Genomic DNA, 19848 nt, shown 5'->3' with positions numbered 1-19848 from the left:
GGCCATCGAGGCCCCCTCCTCCGCGCGCGGCCTCCGGTCCCGCCGCGCAGTCCCCATGCAGCGCCGGGTCAAGCGCCCACCCTGCTTTGGTCCTGAAATATCCCGCGGGGGGTCCGGGGGGCGCGGAGCCCCCCGGCTACCGCCTGCCCGCGAGGGCAGGCAGCCTCAGACCTCCCGGTCCCAGCCCGAGATCGCCTTGCTGTCCATGAACTCCTCCAGCCCCATGACGCCGCCCTCCCGCGCGCGCCCGGACATCTTCACCCCGCCGAAGGCCGAGCCTGCCCCGCGCGAGACCCCGTTCATCTCGACCATCCCTGCGCGCAGCTGCCGCGCGAGGCGATTGCGCCGCGCCCCGTCCTGCGACTGCACGTAATTCGTCAGCCCATAGGGCGTGTCATTGGCGATCCGCACCGCCTCGTCCTCATCGTCGAAGGGGATGATCGACAGGACCGGCCCGAAGATCTCCTGCCGCGCGATGACCATGTCGTTCGTCACGTCCGCGAAGACCGTCGGCCGCACGAAATATCCGCGGTTGACGCCCTCGGGCAGGCCCGGCCCGCCAGCGACCAGCCGCGCGCCCTCGTCGATGCCCGTCTGGATAAGGTCCTGGATCTTCTGCCATTGCTGCTTGCTGACAACCGGCCCGAGATGCGGCCCCGGCTGATGCGCGCTGGCCACCGCGGTCTCCTCGGCCACGCGCGCCGCCTCCTCGACCGCTCGCTCATAGACCGAGCGCTCGACCAGCATCCGCGTCGGCGCGTTGCAGGACTGCCCGCTGTTGTAGAAGCAATGCCGTGCCCCGCGCCGCACGGCCTTCTCGTCCGCATCGGCGAAGACCAAGTGCGCGCCCTTGCCGCCCAGTTCCAGCACCACCTTCTTCAGGCTGTCCGCCGCCGCCTTGGAGATCGCGATCCCCGCCCGGGTCGAGCCGGTGAAGCTGATCATCTCCACGTCCGGATGCACCGACAGCTGGCTGCCGACTCCGGCCCCGTCCCCGTTCACCAGGTTGAACACCCCCGCCGGCACCCCGGCCTCATGAAGGATCTCGGCGAACAGCATTGAACTCAGCGGCGCGATCTCCGAGGGCTTCAGCACCGCGGTGTTTCCCGCCATCAGCGCCGGGATGACCTTCAGCGTCACCTGGTTCATCGGCCAGTTCCACGGCGTGATGAGGCCCACGACGCCCACCGGCTCCCACGCGACCATGCTGGTCGGCGCGTGATCCCCGAGCGGGCGGATGAACTCGAACCCCTCGAAGGCGCGGATGAAATTCCGAATATGCGAGGACCCCGAGCCCGCCTGATCCTCGACCGCCATGTCGATGGGCGCCCCCATCTCGAGGCTGATGGCCTTGCCCATCTCGCCCGCGCGCTTCTCGTAGACCTCCAGGACGCGGCGCATCAGCGCCAGCCGCTCCTCCTTGCTCGTCGCAGACCAGGCCGGAAAGGCGCGCGTCGCCGCCGCCACCGCGCGGTCCGTATCCGCCTGCCCCCCGAGCGAGATCACCGCCACCGCTTCTTCCGTCGAGGGGTCGATCACCTCCAGCTCCTGCCCCGCCAGCGCCCCCACCCAGGCTCCGTCCACATAGAATTTTCGCTTGTCCATCAGCTCGGCCATGCCGCCCTCCTGTGCCTTTGCCCAAGCCTGTCACCGCCCCGCCGCCTCTGCAAGCCGGGGCACGCCCACTGGCATTTCCCAGCGAAGCGCCCCATCTTGCGCCCAAGGCAACCCCAAGGAGGCTCCATGTCCCTGCGCATCAACGACACCGCCCCGGACTTCACCGCCAACTCGACGGAAGGGCAGATTCGCTTCCACGACTGGATCGGCGACAGCTACGCCATCGTCTTCAGCCACCCGCGCGACTTTACCCCCGTCTGCACGACCGAGTTCGGCGCCGTCGCCCAGCTGGCCCCCGAGTTCGAGAAGCGGAACACCAAGGTTCTCGGCGTCTCGGTCGACAGCGTGGACGACCATCAGAAATGGAAGAGCGACATCGCGCAGGTCGCCGGCGTTCCCGCGAACTTCGCGATGATCGACGACACCGACCTGGCGGTGGCGAAGGCCTACGACATGCTGCCCGCGGACTACTACCTGCCCACCGAAGGCCGCACCCCCGCCCATTCGGCCACCGTCCGCACGGTCTTCATCATCGGCCCGGACAAGAAGGTCCGCCTGACGATGACCTACCCGATGTCAGTGGGCCGCAACTTCGCCGAGATCATCCGCGCCCTCGACGCCGTGCAGAAGACCGACGGCAAACCGTTGGCGACCCCGGCCAACTGGGTGCCGGGCCAGGACGTGATCGTGGCCCTCGCCCTCGACAACGAGAAGGCCGAGGCGCAGTACGGCCCCCTTGACATCAAGCTGCCCTACCTCCGCTACGCCAAGGACCCGGCCTGAGGTTCACCTGCGGGGCTCATGCGGCCCCGCAGCGACGCCCCGCGTGTGGCGATCGCTATATAGTCTGCCTCGATGCGGCGCATGGCTTGGATGACCTGGTCGCGGTTGCGATACTTGTGGCGCCGCATTGTCCGTCCCATGACCAGCTTGCGGTCGCGGTTCCACAACGAGAGACGTCGGCGCAGGGTCAGCTTCTTCCGTGGCGGCATGAGGTCCGCGATCTGCGCGGCGTGGAAATTCCAGATGTCAGCCAGCGGGATCGGGATGTTCCACGGCTTGTTGTTCACGACGTAATGCAGGACCACCGGTGGGTGAGGAAAGTCCTCCACACGATCATAGGAGGAAGGGTCGCTGTAGGTGTTGTAGGCAAGGTCGAGATGCAGGATGCGCCCGCGGGCCAAGATGTTGACGGCCGACTGGTCCTCGCTCAGCAGCGGCCTGCTGGGGTCCGTCAACAGCGCGATGCAACGTTCCGCAAGTTTCTCCTCGCGCCACAGCGGCAGGTTCATCACGAGGAGACCGGCATTGACGTAGGTGCCGGTGTCATGCCCGCATGCCGCAACCTCGACCGGGTCGGGGCTCGGGCATGGGACCGCGCCCACGAAGCTGTCGCCAAGATCGACCCTGTCCAGCGGCGACAGGTCACCCATGACGACCATGTCGCAATCCATGTAGATTACGCGCTCTTCGTCCGGGAACATGTCGGGGATCAGGAGACGCAGATACGTGCTGCGCGACAGGTGGGCGCGCTTGATGGTCAGGTGATCGAAGCAGCCGTCCGAAACCTCGTGCCGGCGGATCTCGATGCCGAGCCTCCTTGCCAGCCGGTCGATGCGGGCGCGGTTTTCGGCCTTGATCCCCATGTCCAGCACCGCAAAACGTGCTTGAGGATTGTGGAACGCTGCCGAAGCGATCAGGACCAGAACGCCCGGGACGTAATTGTCATCCGAGCCAGTGATGATGAGCATGGGAGAAACCAGATCAAGACGCGTCGGGCGGTCCGCCGACTGCATGGGCGCGGCGAAGCCAGTCAATATTGCCGATGCGGCGATACCATCGCCCGCCACGTCCAGCAAGCACATCCTCCATCTTCGGCTGCCCGGCGAAGAGCACGATCTTGGCATCGTCCGGGCAAGAGGGATCTTGCATCCAGCTGCGAAGGCCGCGCCCCACGCAGTCATTCTTGAAGCTGACGCACCAGCCGCGCGGCCAGTAGCTCATCCGGCCCTGCCGGTGGAGAATGTCGCTGACCATCTGCTGCTCGTGCTCATAGGCGGCGGCAGCGGCGGCGGGATCGGCGAGATAGGTGTCAAGAACCTCTGGATGAGCGCCGATGCGAAATCGGAAGACCGAGGTGTTGCCGACCATGTGCATGAAGCGGTCGCGCGCCCGATTCAGGCGCCGAAGGGGCTTCGGGCGGAACAGGTCGTCATCGCGCAGGATCAAGAATGAGCCTTCCGCCTCGAAGAACGGCTCCATGCCGCCGACCACGACAAGGTCCAGATCCAGGAAAAGCGCTGTGCCCGACAGATCCCCGAGACGCCGCTGAAACAGGGCGAGCTTGCGCCAGCGCGTGTCCGCACTGCCCTCCGGCAAGCCCAGCTCGGGCAACGGCATGGCCTCGACACCCGGCTCCAGTCCCGCGGCATCGTCGGTGAAGCAGATGAAGCGGTGGGGCCGCGGCAGATGTCGCCGCACCTGCGCCGCCAGCCGGTTCACATCGGCCGCGCGATAGAGCGTGCCCCACTTCATCGTCAGGATCAGCACCGGGTCGGTCATGCCCGCCCTTCTCCTCTCGTCACGGAAAAGGGGCCCGCAATGCGCGAGCCCCCTCTGGGTGTCAGCAGAACCCGATCACTCGGCGTTCTCTTCCTTCTTCTCGACGATCTCCTCGCCGGTCTCCTGGTCGACCATCTTCATGCCGAGGCGCACCTTGCCGCGGTCGTCGAAGCCCAGCAGCTTGACCTTCACCTCCTGGCCCTCCTTGAGGATCTCGTTCGGGTGGGTCAGGCGGCGGTTCGCGATCTGGCTGACATGGACCAGCCCGTCGCGCTTGCCGAAGAAGTTCACGAAGGCGCCGAAATCGACCAGCTTCACGACCTTGCCGGTGTAGACGTGACCCTCCTCGGGCTCGGCCACGATCGAGTAGATCATGTCATAGGCCTTCTTGATCGACTCGCCGTTGGCCGAGGCGATCTTGATCGTCCCGTCGTCGTTGATGTCGACCTTGGCGCCCGAGACTTCCACGATCTCGCGGATGACCTTGCCGCCCGAGCCGATCACTTCACGGATCTTGTCGGTCGGGATCTGCATCGTCTCGATGCGCGGGGCGTGGGCGCTGAACTCGCGGCGACCCTCGGTCAGCGCGTTCGCCATTTCGGACAGGATGTGCATCCGGCCGTCCTTGGCCTGCGCCAGCGCCTGCTCCATGATCGCGGGCGTGATGCCCTGGACCTTGATGTCCATCTGCAGCGAGGTGATCCCGTTCTCGGTCCCCGCCACCTTGAAGTCCATGTCGCCCAGGTGATCCTCGTCGCCCAGGATGTCCGTCAGCACCGCGAAGCGGCCGTCGTCTTCCAGGATCAGGCCCATGGCGACGCCGGCGACCGGCGCCTTCAGCGGAACGCCCGCATCCATCATCGACAGCGAACCGCCGCAGACCGACGCCATCGAGGACGAGCCGTTCGATTCGGTGATCTCCGACACGACGCGGATCGTGTAGGGGAAATCCGTCGGCGCCGGCAGCACCGCCTGCAGCGCGCGCCAGGCGAGCTTCCCGTGGCCGATCTCGCGGCGACCGGGCGAGCCCACGCGGCCAACCTCGCCGACCGAATAGGGCGGGAAGTTGTAATGCAGCAGGAAGTTGCTGCGGAAGTTGCCGTGCAGCGCGTCGATGATCTGCTCATCGTCGCCCGTGCCGAGCGTGGTCACGACCAGCGCCTGCGTCTCGCCACGAGTGAACAGCGAGCTGCCATGCGTGCGCGGCAGGATGCCGACTTCGCTGACGATCGGGCGGACGGTCTTGGTGTCGCGACCGTCGATGCGGGCGCCGCCGCTGATGATGTCGCCGCGCAGGATGCCCGATTCCAGCTTCTTGAGCGCCGAGCCGAGGTTCGGGTTCGCCAGCTCGTCCTCGGTCAGGCCTTCCTTGACCTTGGCCTTGGCGGCCGCGATCGCGTTCTGCCGCTCGGACTTGTCGCGGATCGCATAGGCGGCACGCATGTCGGCCTCGCCGGCGGCCTTCACCTTGGCGTAAAGTTCGGAGTAGTCCGGCGACTGGAAGTCGAACGGCTCTTTCGCGGCGGCCTCGGCCAGCTCGATGATCAGGTCCAGCACGGGCTGCATCGCCTCGTGGCCGAACTTCACCGCGCCCAGCATCTCTTCCTCGGTCAGCTCGTAGGCCTCCGATTCGACCATCATGACGGCGTCCTTGGTGCCCGCGACGACCAGGTCCAGACGCTGCTCGGGGTTGTTGCGCAGCTGGTCCATGTCCTGAACTTCGGGGTTCAGCACATACTGACCGTTCGAGAAGCCGACGCGGGCCGCGCCGATCGGGCCCATGAACGGCACGCCCGAGATGGTCAGCGCGGCCGAGGCGGCGATCATCGCCACGATGTCCGGGTCGTTGACCAGGTCGTGCGACAGCACGGTGCACATGACCAGCACTTCATGCTTGAAGCCGGGCGCAAAGAGCGGGCGGATCGGACGGTCGATCAGGCGCGCGGTCAGCGTCTCCTTCTCGGTCGGACGCGCCTCGCGCTTGAAGAAGCCGCCGGGCACCTTGCCGGCCGCGTAGTATTTTTCCTGGTAGTGAACCGTCAGCGGGAAGAAATCCTGCCCGGGTTTCGGTTCCTTCGCGAAGGTGACGTTGGCCATGACGCTGGTCTCGCCCAGGGTGGCGATGACGCTGCCGTCGGCCTGACGGGCAACCTTGCCCGTTTCCAGAGTGAGCGTTTCCTGGCCCCACTGGATCGATTTCTTCACTTCGTCAAACATCTGATGTCCTCTGGGGAAGCACCGGCCCTCCGGCGATCCCTTGTCTGATGGCGGCCCCATTGCCGCCGACCCCAATCCTCTCGCGTCCGCCGGGGTCAGAGCGTCACGTCACAGATGCCGGGCGACATACAGGAAAAAGCGGGGCTTGGGAAGTCCGCCGCGCTCAGCCCCGCCGCGCCGCAAGGCTCGGCAGACCCAGCCACAGAAGCAGCCCCGCAAGGGGCAGCGAGAACAGCATCCCGGCCAGCCGATACCCGACCGCGCCCAGCACGCCGCCCAGCAGGAATGCCCCAACCAGCCGCAGCAGGATGGCCAGCGCGCGGCGGTCACCGCCCCGCCGCAGCGCGCCGCGGCCCAGCTCGATGCCGATGTCGGTGATCATGCCGGTTGCATGGGTCGTGCGGATGCGCGCGCCCGAGATGCGGGTGATCGTCGCGTTCTGCATCCCCATGATGAAGCACAAAAGCGCCAGGCCTGCCGGCCGCCCCGGCGCCCCCACCAGCGCCCCGCCGATCCCGAACACCGCCAACAGCACGCCCTGCACCACAAGCGGCCAGGCATATTGCCGCCGCCCGCGCGTCCGCTCGATCAGCGCCGCGCTGGCCGCCGCGCCCGCCACGAAACAGCCGATGGCGGCCAGGCTCGCCAGCACGACCGCAAGCCCGCCCAGCGCCAGGTGGTCCGCCGCCCGCGCCAGGTATCCCGTCATGTGCGAGGTATAGTCGCCCAGCGCGAAGAAGCCGCCGGCATTGGCCGCGCCCGCGATGCCGGCCAGTAGGCTCGCCAGCGCCAGATCGCTGCGTCCGGTGCGCCGTGGCGCCACCATCACCCGCGCTGCCCGCGCCGCTCCCAGCCGCCGCCCCGCCCGCATCCGCGTCCCCGCTCTTCTGCCCCGTCAGTCATGACCGTCCCCCGCCCCTCGGGCAAGGCGAACCCCCATCCTCCTCAAGGAATTTTCCCCAGCCGCGGGGGCCGCCCCCTCGCCCGCAGGGAACGGGACCGGCCTTCCACCCCTTGTCTTGCGAAGCACCCAGTCCCAGCCGCCCGAGGAGCCCCATGCCAGACGCGCCCGACCCGACCCTGCCCGAGCCGCCCGCCCTGACCGAGACCGTCTTCTCTGCGCTCGAGGACAAGGCCGCGCTCAAGACCGGCCCGCGCATTACCCTCGGGCTTCTCGCCGGCGTCTATATCGGTCTTGGCGGCCTCTTCGCGCTCATCGCGCTGGCCGGGGCCGAGGCGATGCCCTACGGGGTCGCGCAGATCCTCGCCGGCCTCGTCTTCGCGCTCGGGCTTGCGCTGGTGATGGTCGGCGGGGCCGAACTGTTCACCGGCAACACGCTGATGATCGGCCCCGTGGCCCATGGCCGCATCCCTGCCTCCACGGCCGCAGTCGCCCTCGCCGTCGTCTATCTGGCGAACTTCGCCGGCTCGGGGCTGCTCGCCCTCCTCGTCCTCGCCTCCGGCCTGCACGAGGCGGGCGAGGGCGCCGTCGGCCGCGCCGCCCTTGATCTCGGCGCCACCAAGACCGAGAAGGGCGCCGGCCAGCTCCTCGCCAGCGGCATCCTCGCCAACATGCTGGTCTGCCTCGCGGTCTGGCTGGCCTATGGCGGCAAGACGGTGACCCAGAAGCTCGTCGCCCTCACCCTGCCCATCGCAGCCTTCGTCGCCGCGGGCTTCGAGCATTCGGTCGCCAACATGTTCCTGCTGCCCTACGCCGCCCTCGTCGGCGCCGCGACCGATACCGCCCCCACCGTCACCGCCGCCGGCATGGCCACCAATCTCGCCATGTCGACCATCGGCAACCTCATCGGCGGCGGCATCATCGCCCTCGCCTACGGTCGGGCTTACATGTCCCGGTAGTCTCGTCCGCCTTCAACCAGAAATCCCGGCTAAACCTGCGGAAGCGCTGGAGATAGAACTTCCGGTTGCGAGGTTCAGGCAGGCGGCACAACTGTTGCGAGAAGAAGCTCAGCCGAGTAGATCATTCCAGACATGTCCCGTTGTCGCCTTTTCTCACTTCATCCATGAGCTTTGACAATTCCCATGACCGATCTTTCATCAGCGCCGCTTCTGGCGCAGGCAGAAGCCGAAGCCCTAAACGTACCGCCAGAGAACCTCTTCGCGCGGCAATTCACGATCAGCCGCAGCCCTCGCACGCCGCTTAAGTACGTCACGAAGGCCGTGGGATCGCACTTCGTCCACCACTGCGAGCGCCTTGACTGCCACGAGATCGGGCGGCCGGATGGCAGCATCGGCGGGCTGCTCCTCGGGATCGCGCTCGACAACGCCGGCCAACCGCTTCACGGTGTGATCACGATCATGCCCCGCGCAGGCCAGAGCTGGCGTGAAGCAGTCATCGAGAACGTCATGGGTTGGACCGGGCGCTTCGTCGTTCTCTGCTCTGACGCGGACGGGACTCTCCTGCTGACAGACACGGTGGGCGAGTTGGGGGTGGTTTATGATCCCGAAACGGGCCTTGTCGGCAGCACGCTGCCGATGGTCCTCCACCGGCCAATCCATCCCGACCCGAACTTCGATCACGACAAGGTCGCCGAGAGCAGGGGGCACTATACCCTCGGCTTCACCAAGGACGTGACCTGCCGGCGCGTTATCCCCAATCACGCGCTCGATCTTGAGACGATGCGAATGACGCGGGTCTGGCCGCTCAGCGACGCGCCTTGGCAGAGTGCCGCGAACATGCGTTTTGATGATGCCGTGGACCGGCTCATCGCCATTCTCCGGCGAAACACCCTTGGCTTCATGATTGCGACACAGCCGAGTTGATCGCCTCTCGGCTGAATCTGCCCTATCTGCGCATAACAGCGCCCAAGCCGAAGCAGTGGGAGATCAGACAGTTTCACGCTCGCGTGGGCTATTGCGTGAATGCAGGTGGCACCAACACGATCCGCCACGCCAAGACGCTGGAAATCGGAGACATCATCATTCGGGGAAATGTCTTCGGCCTCACCCGCGCGAATGACTGGGGCACCGCTGACGCACTACGCCGGTGGGACGACATCAGGTTCGGCATCAACAAACTGAAGACAGGACAAGCCGTGCCACCGGAGAAGGTGCAGAGCTTTCTCTACCCCCATTATCTTGCCTGGCGCGATGCGCTGCCCCTGTTCATCCGTGAGCGCTGCCACGACTTTGGCTTCTGGGAGCATTACCTTCCGAACTCCCTCGGCGCGCGGAACTATGCCGGCGCCCGCGCTCAGTTGGTGAACCCTTTCGCGAATCGAGAGGCGATGATGCTCGTGATCGCGATGGATCCCGCGCTGCGCAGGTCCGGCGCTTTGAATCGCGCCATACTTGACCGCGTGGCATCCGACCTCGACGACATTCCCTTCGTTTAGACAGCCGCTCGACCATGACGCCGTTGGTACGTCGCTCATGACGGCTTCATCAGTCACTCGCCGCTGACGCGCCCATCTGCATTCGCTGGCCAAAGCCTGTTCCGCAGCCCCTCCGGCGCAACAGGCGCCGCGCGCAACGCAAGACGCCCGCAACGGCTGTTGCGGGCGTCCGAAGATCAGTCCAGCGGCCGGCGAGGGATCAGCGGCGCAGGCCCAGCTTGGCGATGAGGGCGGTGTAGCGCGCCTCTTCCTTGGCCTTGAGATAGTCCAGCAGCTTGCGGCGCTGCGCGACCATCATCAGAAGGCCACGGCGGCTGTGGTTGTCCTTCTTGTGCGTCTTGAAATGCTCGGTCAGCGTCGCGATGCGCGAGCTGAGGATCGCGACCTGCACCTCGGGGCTGCCGGTGTCGCCTTCCTTGGTGCCGAATTCCTTGATGACGCGGGCTTTTTCTTCAACAGTGATCGACATCGCTCACTCCTTTCGGATCAGGGGTCAAGGCGCAGGCCGGGATGTCGTCCAGCACAGGCCATCTAGAAACCGCGCGGGCAATGCCCTTGCGGATGCGCGCCTATAGATGAAAGTCGCGGCCAAGGGAAGCCCCTCAGGCACGGATCGGGATGATCCGCACGTCCTGAAGCTGCAAGCCGCCCGGTTGCAGCAGCCGGCTGACCGTCTGGCCGTTCACCTCCAGCAGCCAGGTGCCGTCATCGTCCTGCCGCAGGTCGAGCTGCGCGTCATGCGCGATCTCCTCGGGCAGATGCAGGCGGATCTCATCCTCGGCCGCGTCGAAGTCCGAGATGGTCGGAAAGCCCGCCGCCACCGGACGCAGGATGAAGGCGTCGGCCCCCGGCCCGCCAGTCGCGAAGTCGTGGGCGCCCGGCATCAGCGTGTCGTCGCCCTCGCCGCCGTTCATCCACACCGTCTCGGGCCCGTCATGGCCGATGAGCACGTCGTTGCCGCGCCCGCCGTCCAGGTCGTCCGAGCCTTCTGTCGAGACCAGCACGTCGTCGCCGTCATGGCCCGAGAGCCAGTCGTTGCCCGACCCGCCGAAGAGCGTGTCGTTCCCCTCGCCGCCCAGCAGCGTGTCGTCGCCCTCGCCGCCATGGATGAGGTCGTTGCCGCCCTGCCCGCAAAGCAGGTCGTTGCCCGCCTCGCCGTAGATGACGTCGTCGCCACCAGCCCCATAGGCGCCGTCGCCCTGGACCCAGTCATCCCCCGCGCCGGCATGGATCGTGTCGTCGCCCAGACCGCCGCGCAGATCGTCATGCCCGTCGCTGCCGCGGATCTCGTCGTCGCCCGGCGTGCCCATGACGATCTCGCCCGACTCGCCCTGCACGACCTCGATGCAGTCGCCCCCCTCGTCCGGCGCGGCGCCGACGGCGCCTTCAGCGCCGAGGCTCTCGGGATCGGGCATGTCGCGGGGCAGATCGAGCTCGCCCTCCTCGGGCAGGGCCTCGCCGTCGCCGGGCTCGGGCTCCATGTCGTCGGACGTGGCGAAGGCGTCCAGCGCAAGGCAGGTCATCAGCAGCCCCAGCACCCCCCCGATCACCAGCATTGCGATCCCCGATTCCCTAGCAGCCGGCCCTGCGCCGACGCGGCCACCATAGCCCGAAATCCACTCAACCGCAGGGTAATATTAAGAGAAGCTTAACGACCGCGTCCGGGCATGAAAAAACCCGCCTCGCGGGCGGGTTTTCCTGTCGTGCAAGACGGGTCCGTCTCAGCCCTGGCGGGCTTTGAAGCGGCGGTTGGTCTTGTTGATCACATAGATACGGCCCTTGCGGCGCACGACCTGGCAGTCGCGGTGCCGGCTCTTGAGCGAGCGGAGCGAGTTGCGAACCTTCATCGGTCTTCTCCATCATCGCGGCGCATCGCAGCCGCCAGGAAAACGAAATGCCCCCGACGATGGCCGGGGGCGGCGAAAGAATGGTGGGCGGTACTGGGATCGAACCAGTGGCCACTACGATGTCAACGTAGTGCTCTACCGCTGAGCTAACCGCCCGTTCCTCGGTGCCTATTCCCTGCCTTGCAGGCAGTCCTTCAGCGCCTCGGTCCGCGTGTCTATACAGACGCCCTCCGGGGGTTTCAAGGCCTATCGGCAGGATGTTTTTCCGGTCTATAAGGTTTTCATGCCTGTCCGCCGGGGTCTGCCCTTGTCCCAGAACGACCTGCCCTATTCGGTGATCCGCCCCGCGGCCTGGCACGCGGGGGTGATCTTCGCATCCCCCCATTCCGGCCGCTGCTATCCCGACTGGTTCCTGCGGACCACGCGCCTGCCGATGGAGGTGCTGCGCTCGTCCGAGGACGCCTTCGTGGACCAGATGATCGCGGCGGCCCCGGATTTCGGCGCGGTCGCGCTGAGCGCCCATGTGCCGCGCTGCATCGTCGACCTGAACCGCGGCGCGGACGAGATCGACCCGATGGTCGTGCGCGGCACGCCGCGTCATCCGCTGAACCAGCGCACGCTGGCCGGCCTCGGGGTCATCCCGCGCGTCGTCTCGCAAGGCCGCGTCATCCACGAGCGCATGATCGAACGCGCCGAGGCCGAGCACCGGATCGAGACCTGCTGGCGGCCCTACCACCAGGCGCTGGCGGCGCTGATCGCCGAGGCGCGGGCCCGATTCGGCCGCGCGGTGCTGATAGACATGCACTCGATGCCGCATGACGCGCTGTCCCATCTGCAGGGGCCGCGCCCGGACATGGTGCTGGGCAACCGCCACGGCCTGTCCGCCGCGGCCTGGCTGTCGGATGCCGTCACCGAGGCTGTCGAGGACGAAGGCTGGCGCATCCGCCGCAACTCGCCCTTCTCGGGCGCCTATATCTGCTCGGCCTATGGCCGGCCGGGACAAAATGTCCATGTCGTGCAACTCGAGATCGACCGTTCGCTTTACATGGACGAGCGCAGCATAACGCCGCGCCCCGATTTCGACATCTTCGCCGCCCGCCTGTCTCGGGTGATCGGCAAGCTGGCGGTGCTGGACCAGGGCAAGGCCGACCGGATCGCCGCCGAATAGGGACTGCAACAGGAGAACGCGATGGACCCGGCCCTGACAGACTTCACGGACCTGATCGGCAGCAATATCGCCCTGATCATCCTTGCGGTCGTGATCTTCCTGGCGGTCAGCTCTGCCGTCCGGATCGTCCCGCAATCCGAGAAATACGTGGTCGAGCGCTTCGGCCGCCTGCATTCGGTTCTGGGGCCGGGGATCAACTTCATCGTGCCCTTCCTCGACCGCGTGGCGCACCGCATCTCGATCCTCGAGCGGCAGCTGCCCACCTCCAGCCAGGACGCGATCACCGCCGACAACGTGCTGGTGCAGGTCGAGACCAGCGTCTTCTACCGCATCATCGAGCCGGAGAAGACCGTCTACCGCATCCGGGACATCGACGCGGCCATCGCCACCACCGTCGCCGGCATCGTCCGCTCCGAGATCGGCTCGCTGGAGCTGGACCAGGTCCAGTCGAACCGCGCCCCGCTGATCGAGCGAGTGAAGGAATCGCTGGCCAACATCGTGGATGACTGGGGCATCGAGGTGACGCGGGCCGAGATCCTCGACGTGAACCTGGACGCCGCCACGCGCGCCGCCATGCTGCAGCAGCTGAATGCCGAACGGGCGCGCCGGGCGCTGGTGACCGAGGCCGAGGGCAAGCGGCGCGCGGTCGAGCTGGCCGCCGACGGCGAGCTGTACGCGGCCGAGCAGAACGCCAAGGCCAAGCGCGTCATGGCCGAGGCCGAGGCCTTCGCCACCGAGGCCATCGCCCGCGCCATCGAGAAGGGCGGGCTGGAGGCGGCCCAGTACCAGCTGGCGCTGCGCCAGGTCGAGGCGCTGTCGCAGGTAGCCTCGGGCGCGGGCAAGCAGACGGTGATCCTGCCCGCCTCGGCGCTGGAAGCCTTCAGCGACGCCTTCGGCATGCTGAAGGGCCGCGCGACCGGGAGGGGCGCGTGAGCGCGCTGAACGGCTGGCTGTGGCTGGTCGCCGCGCTGGTCATCGCCACGATCGAGCTGCTGCTGCCGGGCTGGATCTTCATGGGCCTGGCCGGAGCCGTGGGCATCATGGCGGTGCTGCTGATCACCGGCGTCTGGACGGCCTCGCTGCCGGTCACGCTGGTCGTGACGGCGGTCATGTCGGCGGTGATCTGGTTCGCGCTGCGCCGCATCGCCGGCCCGCGCAGCGCGGGCGAGAAGAAGATCTGGACGCGTGACATCAACGACTAGGCCGCGCGGCGGCAGCGCCGATGGGTATTTGGGCAACGGAGAAGCGGCATTTGGCGGCGCGAAGCTCCTGCTGCGGCACGAGGGGCGGCTGCTGACCTATCTGCGCGACGGTTTTGCCTGGCTGCCCTTTCCGGCGCATTGGGACTTGCCCGGCGGCGGGCGCGAGGGCACCGAAGCGCCGGTGGACTGCGCCCGGCGCGAGCTGGCCGAGGAGTTCGGGCTGGACCTGCCGGCGGCGCGTCTTGCGGGGCGGCCCTTCCCCTCGGGGGCGGCGCCGGGGCGGGTGTCCTGGCTCTTCAGCGGCGCGCTGACGGCGGCCGAGATCGCCGCCATCCGCTTCGGCAGCGAGGGGCAGGACTGGCGCATGATGCCCGTGGACGCGTATCTCGCCCATCCGCGCGCCATCCCGCATTTCCAGCGCTGGATCGCTGCGGTGATCTAGCCCGCCAGCTCGGAAAGGACCGCCTGCGCGGCCGCGCGTGGATCGGCGGCCTGCCAGATCGGCCGGCCGACCACGATGTGATCGGCCCCGGCGGCAATGGCCGCGGCTGGCGTCTCGACCCGCTTCTGATCGCCAAGCGCCGCGCCCGCGGGCCGCACCCCCGGCGTCACGATCAGCCCCGCCCCCGGCAGCGCGCGGATCGCGGCCGCCTCGCGCGGCGAGCAGATGATGCCGTCGGCCCCGGCCTCGAAGGCACGGGCGGCGCGCTCGACCGTGATCTCGTGCAGATCGCCGGGCCGGATCATCCCGGCATCGAGGTCCGCGCGCTCGAGCGAGGTCAGGATCGTCACGCCGAGGATCTTGAGGCTGCTGCCCGCCGCGCCCTCCCTGGCGGCACGGATCACATGCGGATCGCCATGGACGGTCAGGAAGTCGAGGTCGAACTGCGCCAGGCCCCGCACCGCCGCCTCGACCGTGGCACCGATGTCGAAGAGCTTCATGTCCAGGAAGATGCGCTTGCCATGCTCGTCCTTCAGCTCGCGCGCCAGGGCCAGCCCGCCGCCGGTCAGCATCCCGAGGCCGATCTTGTAGAAACCCGCCGCGTCGCCGATGCGGCCCGCCAGATCTAGCCCCGCCACGGCATTCGGCACGTCCAGCGCCACGATCAGCCTCTCGTCCATCACGCACCCCATGCCGCGGAAATCGCGGTCTTATGGCATGGTCGGACGCCGCTTGAAAGGCGCCTGCCGCTCCCTATTTCATCAGGGAAGACCCGGACCGGGGCGTGCCGCATCAGGGCGCCGGCGACACGGGGGCTAACCAAAGGAGATGACCGATGAACATGGAAAAGTTCACGGAACGGTCGCGCGGCTTCATCCAGGCTGCCCAGACCATCGCGATCCGCGAGAACCAGCAGCGCGTGGTGCCCGAGCACCTTCTGAAGGCGCTGATGGATGACGACCAGGGCCTTGCCTCGAACCTCATCACCCGCGCGGGCGGCGATGCCCGGCGCGTGAAGGAGGCTGCAGACGCCGCCGTGGCGAAGCTGCCGAAGGTCACCGGCGGGGGCGGGCAGGTCTATGTGGACCCCTCGCTCGTGCGCGTCCTGGACGAGGCCGAGCAGGTTGCGAAGAAGGCCGGCGACAGCTTCGTGCCGGCCGAGCGGATGCTGATGGCGCTGGCGATGGTCAACACCAACGCCCGTGACGCGCTGACGGCGGGCAAGGTCAACGCGCAGGCGCTGAACGCCGCGATCAACGACATCCGCAAGGGCCGCACCGCCGACAGCGCCAGCGCCGAGGACAGCTACGAGGCGCTGGAGAAGTACGCCCGCGACCTGACGCAGGCGGCGCGGGAGGGCAAGATCGACCCGATCATCGGCCGCGACGAAGAGATCCGCCGCGCGATGCAGGTCCTGTCGCGCCGCACCAAGAACAACCCCGTGCTGATCGGCGAGCCCGGCGTCGGCAAGACCGCCATCGCCGAGGGCCTCGCGCTGCGCATCGTGGACGGCGACGTGCCCGAATCGCTGCGCGACAAGCGGCTGATGGCACTGGACATGGGCGCGCTGATCGCCGGCGCGAAGTACCGCGGCGAGTTCGAGGAGCGGCTGAAGGCCATCCTGAAGGAGATCGAGACCGCCGCCGGCGAGATCGTCCTCTTCATCGACGAGCTGCACACGCTGGTCGGCGCGGGCAAGTCCGAGGGCGCGATGGATGCGGCAAACCTGATCAAGCCGGCCCTCGCGCGGGGCGAGCTGCATTGCGTCGGCGCGACCACGCTGGACGAGTACCGCAAGTATATCGAGAAGGACGCGGCCCTCGCCCGCCGCTTCCAGCCGGTGATGGTGACCGAGCCCACGGTCGAGGACACGATCAGCATCCTTCGCGGCATCAAGGAGAAGTATGAACTCCACCACGGCGTCCGAATCAGCGACGCCGCGCTGGTCGCCGCCGCGCAGCTGAGCCATCGCTACATCACCGACCGCTTCCTGCCCGACAAGGCGATCGACCTGATGGACGAGGCCGCCAGCCGGTTGCGGATGGAAGTGGACAGCAAACCCGAGGAGCTGGACCAGCTGGACCGGCAGATCCTGCAGCTTCAGATCGAGGCCGAGGCGCTGAAGAAGGAAGACGACGCCGCCAGCCGCGACCGGCTGGAGCGGCTGGAGAAGGACCTTGGGGACCTTCAGCAGCGCAGCGCCGAGATGACCGCCCGCTGGCAGGCCGAACGTGACCGGCTGGAAGGCTCGCGCCACCTCAAGGAGCAGCTGGACCGCGCCCGGGCCGAGCTGGACCAGGCCAAGCGTGAGGGCAACCTCGCCCGTGCCGGCGAGCTGTCCTACGGCATCATCCCGCAGCTGGAAAAGCAGCTGGCCGAGGCCGACAGCGCCGACGGGCTGATGGTCGAGGAGGCCGTGCGCCCCGAGCAGATCGCCGAGGTGGTCGAGCGCTGGACAGGCATCCCGACCGCCAAGATGCTCGAGGGCGAGCGCGACAAGCTGCTGAAGATGGAAGAGCAGATCGGCAGGCGCGTCATCGGCCAGGTGGAGGCGGTCACCGCCGTCTCGAACGCGGTGCGCCGCGCGCGGGCGGGGCTGAACGACGAGAACCGGCCGCTCGGCAGCTTCCTGTTCCTCGGGCCCACCGGCGTCGGCAAGACCGAGCTGACCAAGGCGCTGGCCGAATACATGTTCGACGATGACAGCGCGATGGTCCGCATCGACATGTCCGAGTTCATGGAGAAGCACTCGGTCGCCCGCCTGATCGGCGCGCCTCCGGGCTATGTCGGCTATGACGAGGGGGGCGTTCTGACCGAGGCCGTGCGGCGGCGTCCCTACCAGGTGATCCTTTTCGACGAGGTGGAAAAGGCGCACCCGGACGTCTTCAACGTGCTCTTGCAGGTGCTGGACGACGGGGTGCTGACGGACGGCCAGGGCCGGACGGTGGACTTCAAGCAGACGCTGATCATCCTGACCTCGAACCTTGGAAGCCAGGCGCTGTCGCACCTGCCCGAAGAGGCCGATGCCTCGGATGCGCGCCATCAGGTGATGGAGGCGGTGCGGTCCCATTTCCGCCCCGAGTTCCTGAACCGGCTGGACGAGATCATCATCTTCCGCCGCCTGAGCCGCGTGAACATGGACGCCATCGTCGGCATCCAGCTGCAGCGCCTGCAAAAACGCCTCGCCGGGCGCAAGATCACGCTGGAGCTTGACGACGCCGCCCGCAAGTGGCTGGCCGACCAGGGCTATGACCCGGTCTTCGGGGCGCGTCCGCTGAAGCGAGTGATCCAGCGCGCCCTTCAGGACCCGCTGGCCGAGCTGCTGCTGTCGGGCGACGTGCTGGAGGGCACGACGGTCCATGCCAGCGCGGGGCCGGACGGGCTGATCGTCGGCAACCGCGTGGGCCGCGCTGGTCCGAAGCTGGGCGCCATCGGCGAGGGGCCGCGCCCCGACATGCCGATCCACTGACATCAGGAAGGCCCCGGAGCGACCCGGGGCCTTCGTCTTGCCGCCCTAGCGCGCCAGGAAGTCCAGCAGCGCGCGGTTGAACTCGGCCGCGTGGCTGACATTGACGCCATGCGGGCCACCCGGGATCACCACCATCTCGCTGCCCGGCACCATCCGGTGGGTCCGCGCGCCCGAGCCCTCGAGCGGCACGATCCCGTCGGCATCGCCGTGAATGACCAGCGTCGGAACGGTGATCTTCTGCAGATCGTCGCGGAAATCGGTGGTGCCGAAGGCCGCCATGCACTCCAGCAGCGCCGTCTGGTCGGACTGGCGGCAGAGCGCGATCGCCTTCTGCCGCTCGTCCTCCGAAACCTTCAGCTCGCCGTTGGCGCTGAAGAAGTCACGGGTGAACTGCTTGAAGAAGGCGTCGCGGTCCGCCTTGACCGCGGCCTCCATCTCGTCCGCCTTGTCCTTGGTCAGCGGCCCGTCGGGGTTGCCTGGACCCTGCATCATGAAGGGCGGCACGGCCGAGGCGAAGACGACCGAGCGCAGCCGCTCCTGGCCGTGATTGCCGACATAGCGCGCGACCTCGCCCCCGCCCATCGAGAAGCCGACCAGCGTCACGTCCCGCAGGTCGTGATGCTCGATCAGCTGGTTGAGATCGGCGGCAAGCCGGTCGTAGTCATAGCCCGTGTCAGGCTTGTCCGAGCGCCCGAAGCCGCGCCGGTCATAGGCGATCGCCCGGTGGCCGGATGCCGCAATGGCGCCGAACTGGTGCTGCCAGGCCTCGGCCGAGAGCGGCCAGCCGTGGATCAGGATGACCGGCCGGCCCGAGCCGCCGGAATCTTCGACAAACAGATTAACGTCCGTGCTCATGAAACTACCTTTCGCGCCAAGATATGGCGACAGAACGTATCGCGCATGGTGGCGTTCCGCTTCCGCCGCGTCACGATTGCGAGGGCGGAGGGCGGATTTCATACTGCCGCCAGCCAAGGGAGGAACCTCATGCTGCCACCAATCCTGCAGGGCCTGCGCATCCCCGTCGTCGCCTCGCCGATGTTCATCGTCTCGGGGCCCGAGCTGGTCATCGCGCAGTGCAAGGCCGGAATCGTCGGCAGCTTCCCCGCCCTGAACGCGCGCGAGAAGCCGGGCGAGCCGCCCCTTCTGGAGGCCTGGCTGACCCGCATCACCGAGGAGCTGGACCGCCACAACCAGGCGAACCCCGACCGGCCTGCCGCGCCCTTCGCGGTCAACCAGATCGTCCATCGCAGCAACGCCCGGCTCGAGCGGGACATCGAGATCTGCCACCGCCACAAGGTGCCGATCTGGATCACCTCGCTCGGCGCGCGGGTCGAGGTGAACGAGGCCGCCCATGACTGCGGCGGCATCGCGCTGCACGACGTCATCAACAACGTCTTTGCCCGCAAGGCCATCGAGAAGGGCGCGGACGGGCTGATCGCGGTCGCCGCCGGCGCGGGCGGCCATGCCGGGCCGCAATCGCCCTTCGCCCTGGTCCAGGAAATCCGCGAGTGGTGGGATGGCCCGCTGCTGCTGTCGGGCAGCATCGCGACCGGCCGCGCGGTGCTGGCGGCGCAGGTGATGGGGGCGGATCTCGCCTATATCGGCAGCCCCTTCATCGCGACCGAGGAGGCCAACGCGCAGGCCGAGTACAAGCAGATGATCTGCGATGCCGGCGCGATGGACATCGTCACCTCGTCCCTGTTTACCGGCGTCTCGGGGAATTACCTCGCCCCTTCGATCCGCCGCGCGGGGCTCGATCCCGACAGGCTGGGCGCGGCCGATGCCGAGACGATGAACTTCGCCGAGGATGCCTCGAAGGCGAAGGCCTGGAGCCAGATCTGGGGCGCCGGGCAGGGGATCGGCGCGGTCCATGACGTCGTGCCCGCCGCCACGCGCGTCGAGCGGCTCGCCGCCGAATATGTGTCTGCAAAAGCCGAGATGGCGCGGCTCTGACCTTGGCAGATGCGG

20 protein-coding genes and 1 tRNA gene are annotated in these 19848 nt (G+C 67.7%); 10 read left to right on the top strand and 11 right to left on the bottom strand.

The features are described from left to right. Positions 1-165 precede the first annotated feature (165 nt). On the bottom strand, positions 166-1617 hold the full coding sequence (locus tag BLP73_RS13275) for an aldehyde dehydrogenase family protein (protein ID WP_090745466.1): 1452 nt from the start codon (positions 1615-1617) through the stop codon (positions 166-168). A 126-nt stretch (positions 1618-1743) separates the two neighbouring features. Between BLP73_RS13275 and BLP73_RS13270 the strand changes: the two genes are divergently transcribed. After that, the gene (locus tag BLP73_RS13270; protein ID WP_090745463.1) at positions 1744-2400 is read left to right on the top strand and encodes a peroxiredoxin; all 657 of its coding nucleotides are present in this window, start codon (positions 1744-1746) and stop codon (positions 2398-2400) included. Here the strand turns inward: BLP73_RS13270 and BLP73_RS13265 are convergent. From BLP73_RS13265 to BLP73_RS13250, 4 genes are all read right to left on the bottom strand, one after another. Next, positions 2379-3467 (bottom strand): glycosyltransferase family 8 protein, encoded by a 1089-nt coding sequence (locus BLP73_RS13265; RefSeq protein WP_245686681.1) that lies wholly within the window; start codon positions 3465-3467, stop codon positions 2379-2381. The two genes, BLP73_RS13270 and BLP73_RS13265, sit on opposite strands and share 22 nt — an antisense overlap. Next, a complete protein-coding gene (locus BLP73_RS13260) occupies positions 3382-4167 on the bottom strand; it encodes a hypothetical protein (protein ID WP_245686671.1) in 786 nt (261 codons plus the stop codon). Before BLP73_RS13260 ends, BLP73_RS13265 begins: the two co-directional genes overlap by 86 nt. Positions 4168-4254: 87 nt before the next feature. Further along, on the bottom strand, positions 4255-6396 hold the full coding sequence (pnp, locus tag BLP73_RS13255) for a polyribonucleotide nucleotidyltransferase (RefSeq protein ID WP_090745452.1): 2142 nt from the start codon (positions 6394-6396) through the stop codon (positions 4255-4257). A gap of 163 nt (positions 6397-6559) precedes the next feature. Beyond that, the gene (locus BLP73_RS13250; RefSeq protein ID WP_090745448.1) at positions 6560-7267 is read right to left on the bottom strand and encodes a YoaK family protein; all 708 of its coding nucleotides are present in this window, start codon (positions 7265-7267) and stop codon (positions 6560-6562) included. A gap of 185 nt (positions 7268-7452) precedes the next feature. Between BLP73_RS13250 and BLP73_RS13245 the strand changes: the two genes are divergently transcribed. The 3 genes from BLP73_RS13245 (at position 7453) to BLP73_RS13235 (ending at position 9752) form a co-directional block, all read left to right on the top strand. Beyond that, positions 7453-8256 carry a formate/nitrite transporter family protein gene (locus BLP73_RS13245; protein ID WP_090745445.1) on the top strand — a complete coding sequence of 268 codons (804 nt, stop codon included), beginning with the start codon at positions 7453-7455 and terminating at the stop codon, positions 8254-8256. Between the two features lie 183 nt (positions 8257-8439). Next, a complete protein-coding gene (locus BLP73_RS13240) occupies positions 8440-9180 on the top strand; it encodes a hypothetical protein (protein WP_090745442.1) in 741 nt (246 codons plus the stop codon). Next, a complete protein-coding gene (locus tag BLP73_RS13235; protein WP_090745439.1) occupies positions 9177-9752 on the top strand; it encodes a hypothetical protein in 576 nt (191 codons plus the stop codon). The genes BLP73_RS13240 and BLP73_RS13235 overlap by 4 nt, the downstream gene beginning before the upstream one ends. A 199-nt stretch (positions 9753-9951) precedes the next feature. Here BLP73_RS13235 and rpsO read toward each other — a convergent pair whose 3' ends face one another. From rpsO to BLP73_RS13215, 4 genes are all read right to left on the bottom strand, one after another. Then, a complete protein-coding gene (gene rpsO / locus BLP73_RS13230) occupies positions 9952-10221 on the bottom strand; it encodes a 30S ribosomal protein S15 (RefSeq protein ID WP_090745436.1) in 270 nt (89 codons plus the stop codon). A gap of 133 nt (positions 10222-10354) precedes the next feature. Beyond that, a complete protein-coding gene (locus tag BLP73_RS13225) occupies positions 10355-11308 on the bottom strand; it encodes a calcium-binding protein (RefSeq protein ID WP_090745433.1) in 954 nt (317 codons plus the stop codon). 165 nt (positions 11309-11473) lie between these two features. Further along, positions 11474-11599, bottom strand: a complete 126-nt coding sequence (gene ykgO / locus BLP73_RS13220; protein ID WP_042245282.1) for a type B 50S ribosomal protein L36 — start codon at positions 11597-11599, stop codon at positions 11474-11476. 81 nt (positions 11600-11680) lie between these two features. Continuing rightward, a tRNA-Val gene (locus tag BLP73_RS13215) sits at positions 11681-11755 on the bottom strand. A gap of 151 nt (positions 11756-11906) precedes the next feature. Here BLP73_RS13215 and BLP73_RS13210 point away from each other — a divergent pair. The 4 genes from BLP73_RS13210 to BLP73_RS13195 are packed head-to-tail and all read left to right on the top strand — an operon-like array spanning position 11907 to position 14411. Further along, positions 11907-12767, top strand: a complete 861-nt coding sequence (locus tag BLP73_RS13210) for an N-formylglutamate amidohydrolase (protein WP_245686670.1) — start codon at positions 11907-11909, stop codon at positions 12765-12767. Positions 12768-12788: 21 nt separating this feature from the next. After that, the gene (locus tag BLP73_RS13205) at positions 12789-13700 is read left to right on the top strand and encodes an SPFH domain-containing protein (protein ID WP_090745427.1); all 912 of its coding nucleotides are present in this window, start codon (positions 12789-12791) and stop codon (positions 13698-13700) included. Continuing rightward, the gene (locus BLP73_RS13200) at positions 13697-13969 is read left to right on the top strand and encodes an NfeD family protein (protein WP_090745425.1); all 273 of its coding nucleotides are present in this window, start codon (positions 13697-13699) and stop codon (positions 13967-13969) included. Before BLP73_RS13205 ends, BLP73_RS13200 begins: the two co-directional genes overlap by 4 nt. After that, on the top strand, positions 13953-14411 hold the full coding sequence (locus BLP73_RS13195; protein WP_245686669.1) for an NUDIX hydrolase: 459 nt from the start codon (positions 13953-13955) through the stop codon (positions 14409-14411). The genes BLP73_RS13200 and BLP73_RS13195 overlap by 17 nt, the downstream gene beginning before the upstream one ends. Here BLP73_RS13195 and pyrF read toward each other — a convergent pair. Then, positions 14408-15091 (bottom strand): orotidine-5'-phosphate decarboxylase, encoded by a 684-nt coding sequence (gene pyrF / locus BLP73_RS13190; protein WP_175453358.1) that lies wholly within the window; start codon positions 15089-15091, stop codon positions 14408-14410. The genes BLP73_RS13195 and pyrF overlap by 4 nt on opposite strands. A 155-nt stretch (positions 15092-15246) precedes the next feature. Between pyrF and clpB the strand changes: the two genes are divergently transcribed. Continuing rightward, positions 15247-17880, top strand: coding sequence for an ATP-dependent chaperone ClpB (gene clpB, locus BLP73_RS13185; protein ID WP_090745418.1), 2634 nt, complete (start codon positions 15247-15249; stop codon positions 17878-17880). 45 nt (positions 17881-17925) lie between these two features. Here clpB and BLP73_RS13180 read toward each other — a convergent pair whose 3' ends face one another. Next, positions 17926-18735, bottom strand: coding sequence for an alpha/beta fold hydrolase (locus BLP73_RS13180; RefSeq protein WP_090745415.1), 810 nt, complete (start codon positions 18733-18735; stop codon positions 17926-17928). Between the two features lie 129 nt (positions 18736-18864). Here BLP73_RS13180 and BLP73_RS13175 point away from each other — a divergent pair, with 129 nt between their 5' ends. After that, entirely contained in the window at positions 18865-19833 is a 969-nt protein-coding gene (locus BLP73_RS13175; protein WP_090745411.1) for an NAD(P)H-dependent flavin oxidoreductase, read from the top strand. The last annotated feature ends 15 nt before the right edge of the window (positions 19834-19848 follow it).

Origin of the sequence: Paracoccus tibetensis (assembly GCF_900102505.1) — a bacterium.
Classification (GTDB): Bacteria; Pseudomonadota; Alphaproteobacteria; order Rhodobacterales; family Rhodobacteraceae; genus Paracoccus; species Paracoccus tibetensis.
This window is presented reverse-complemented; position numbering and strand designations above follow the sequence as displayed.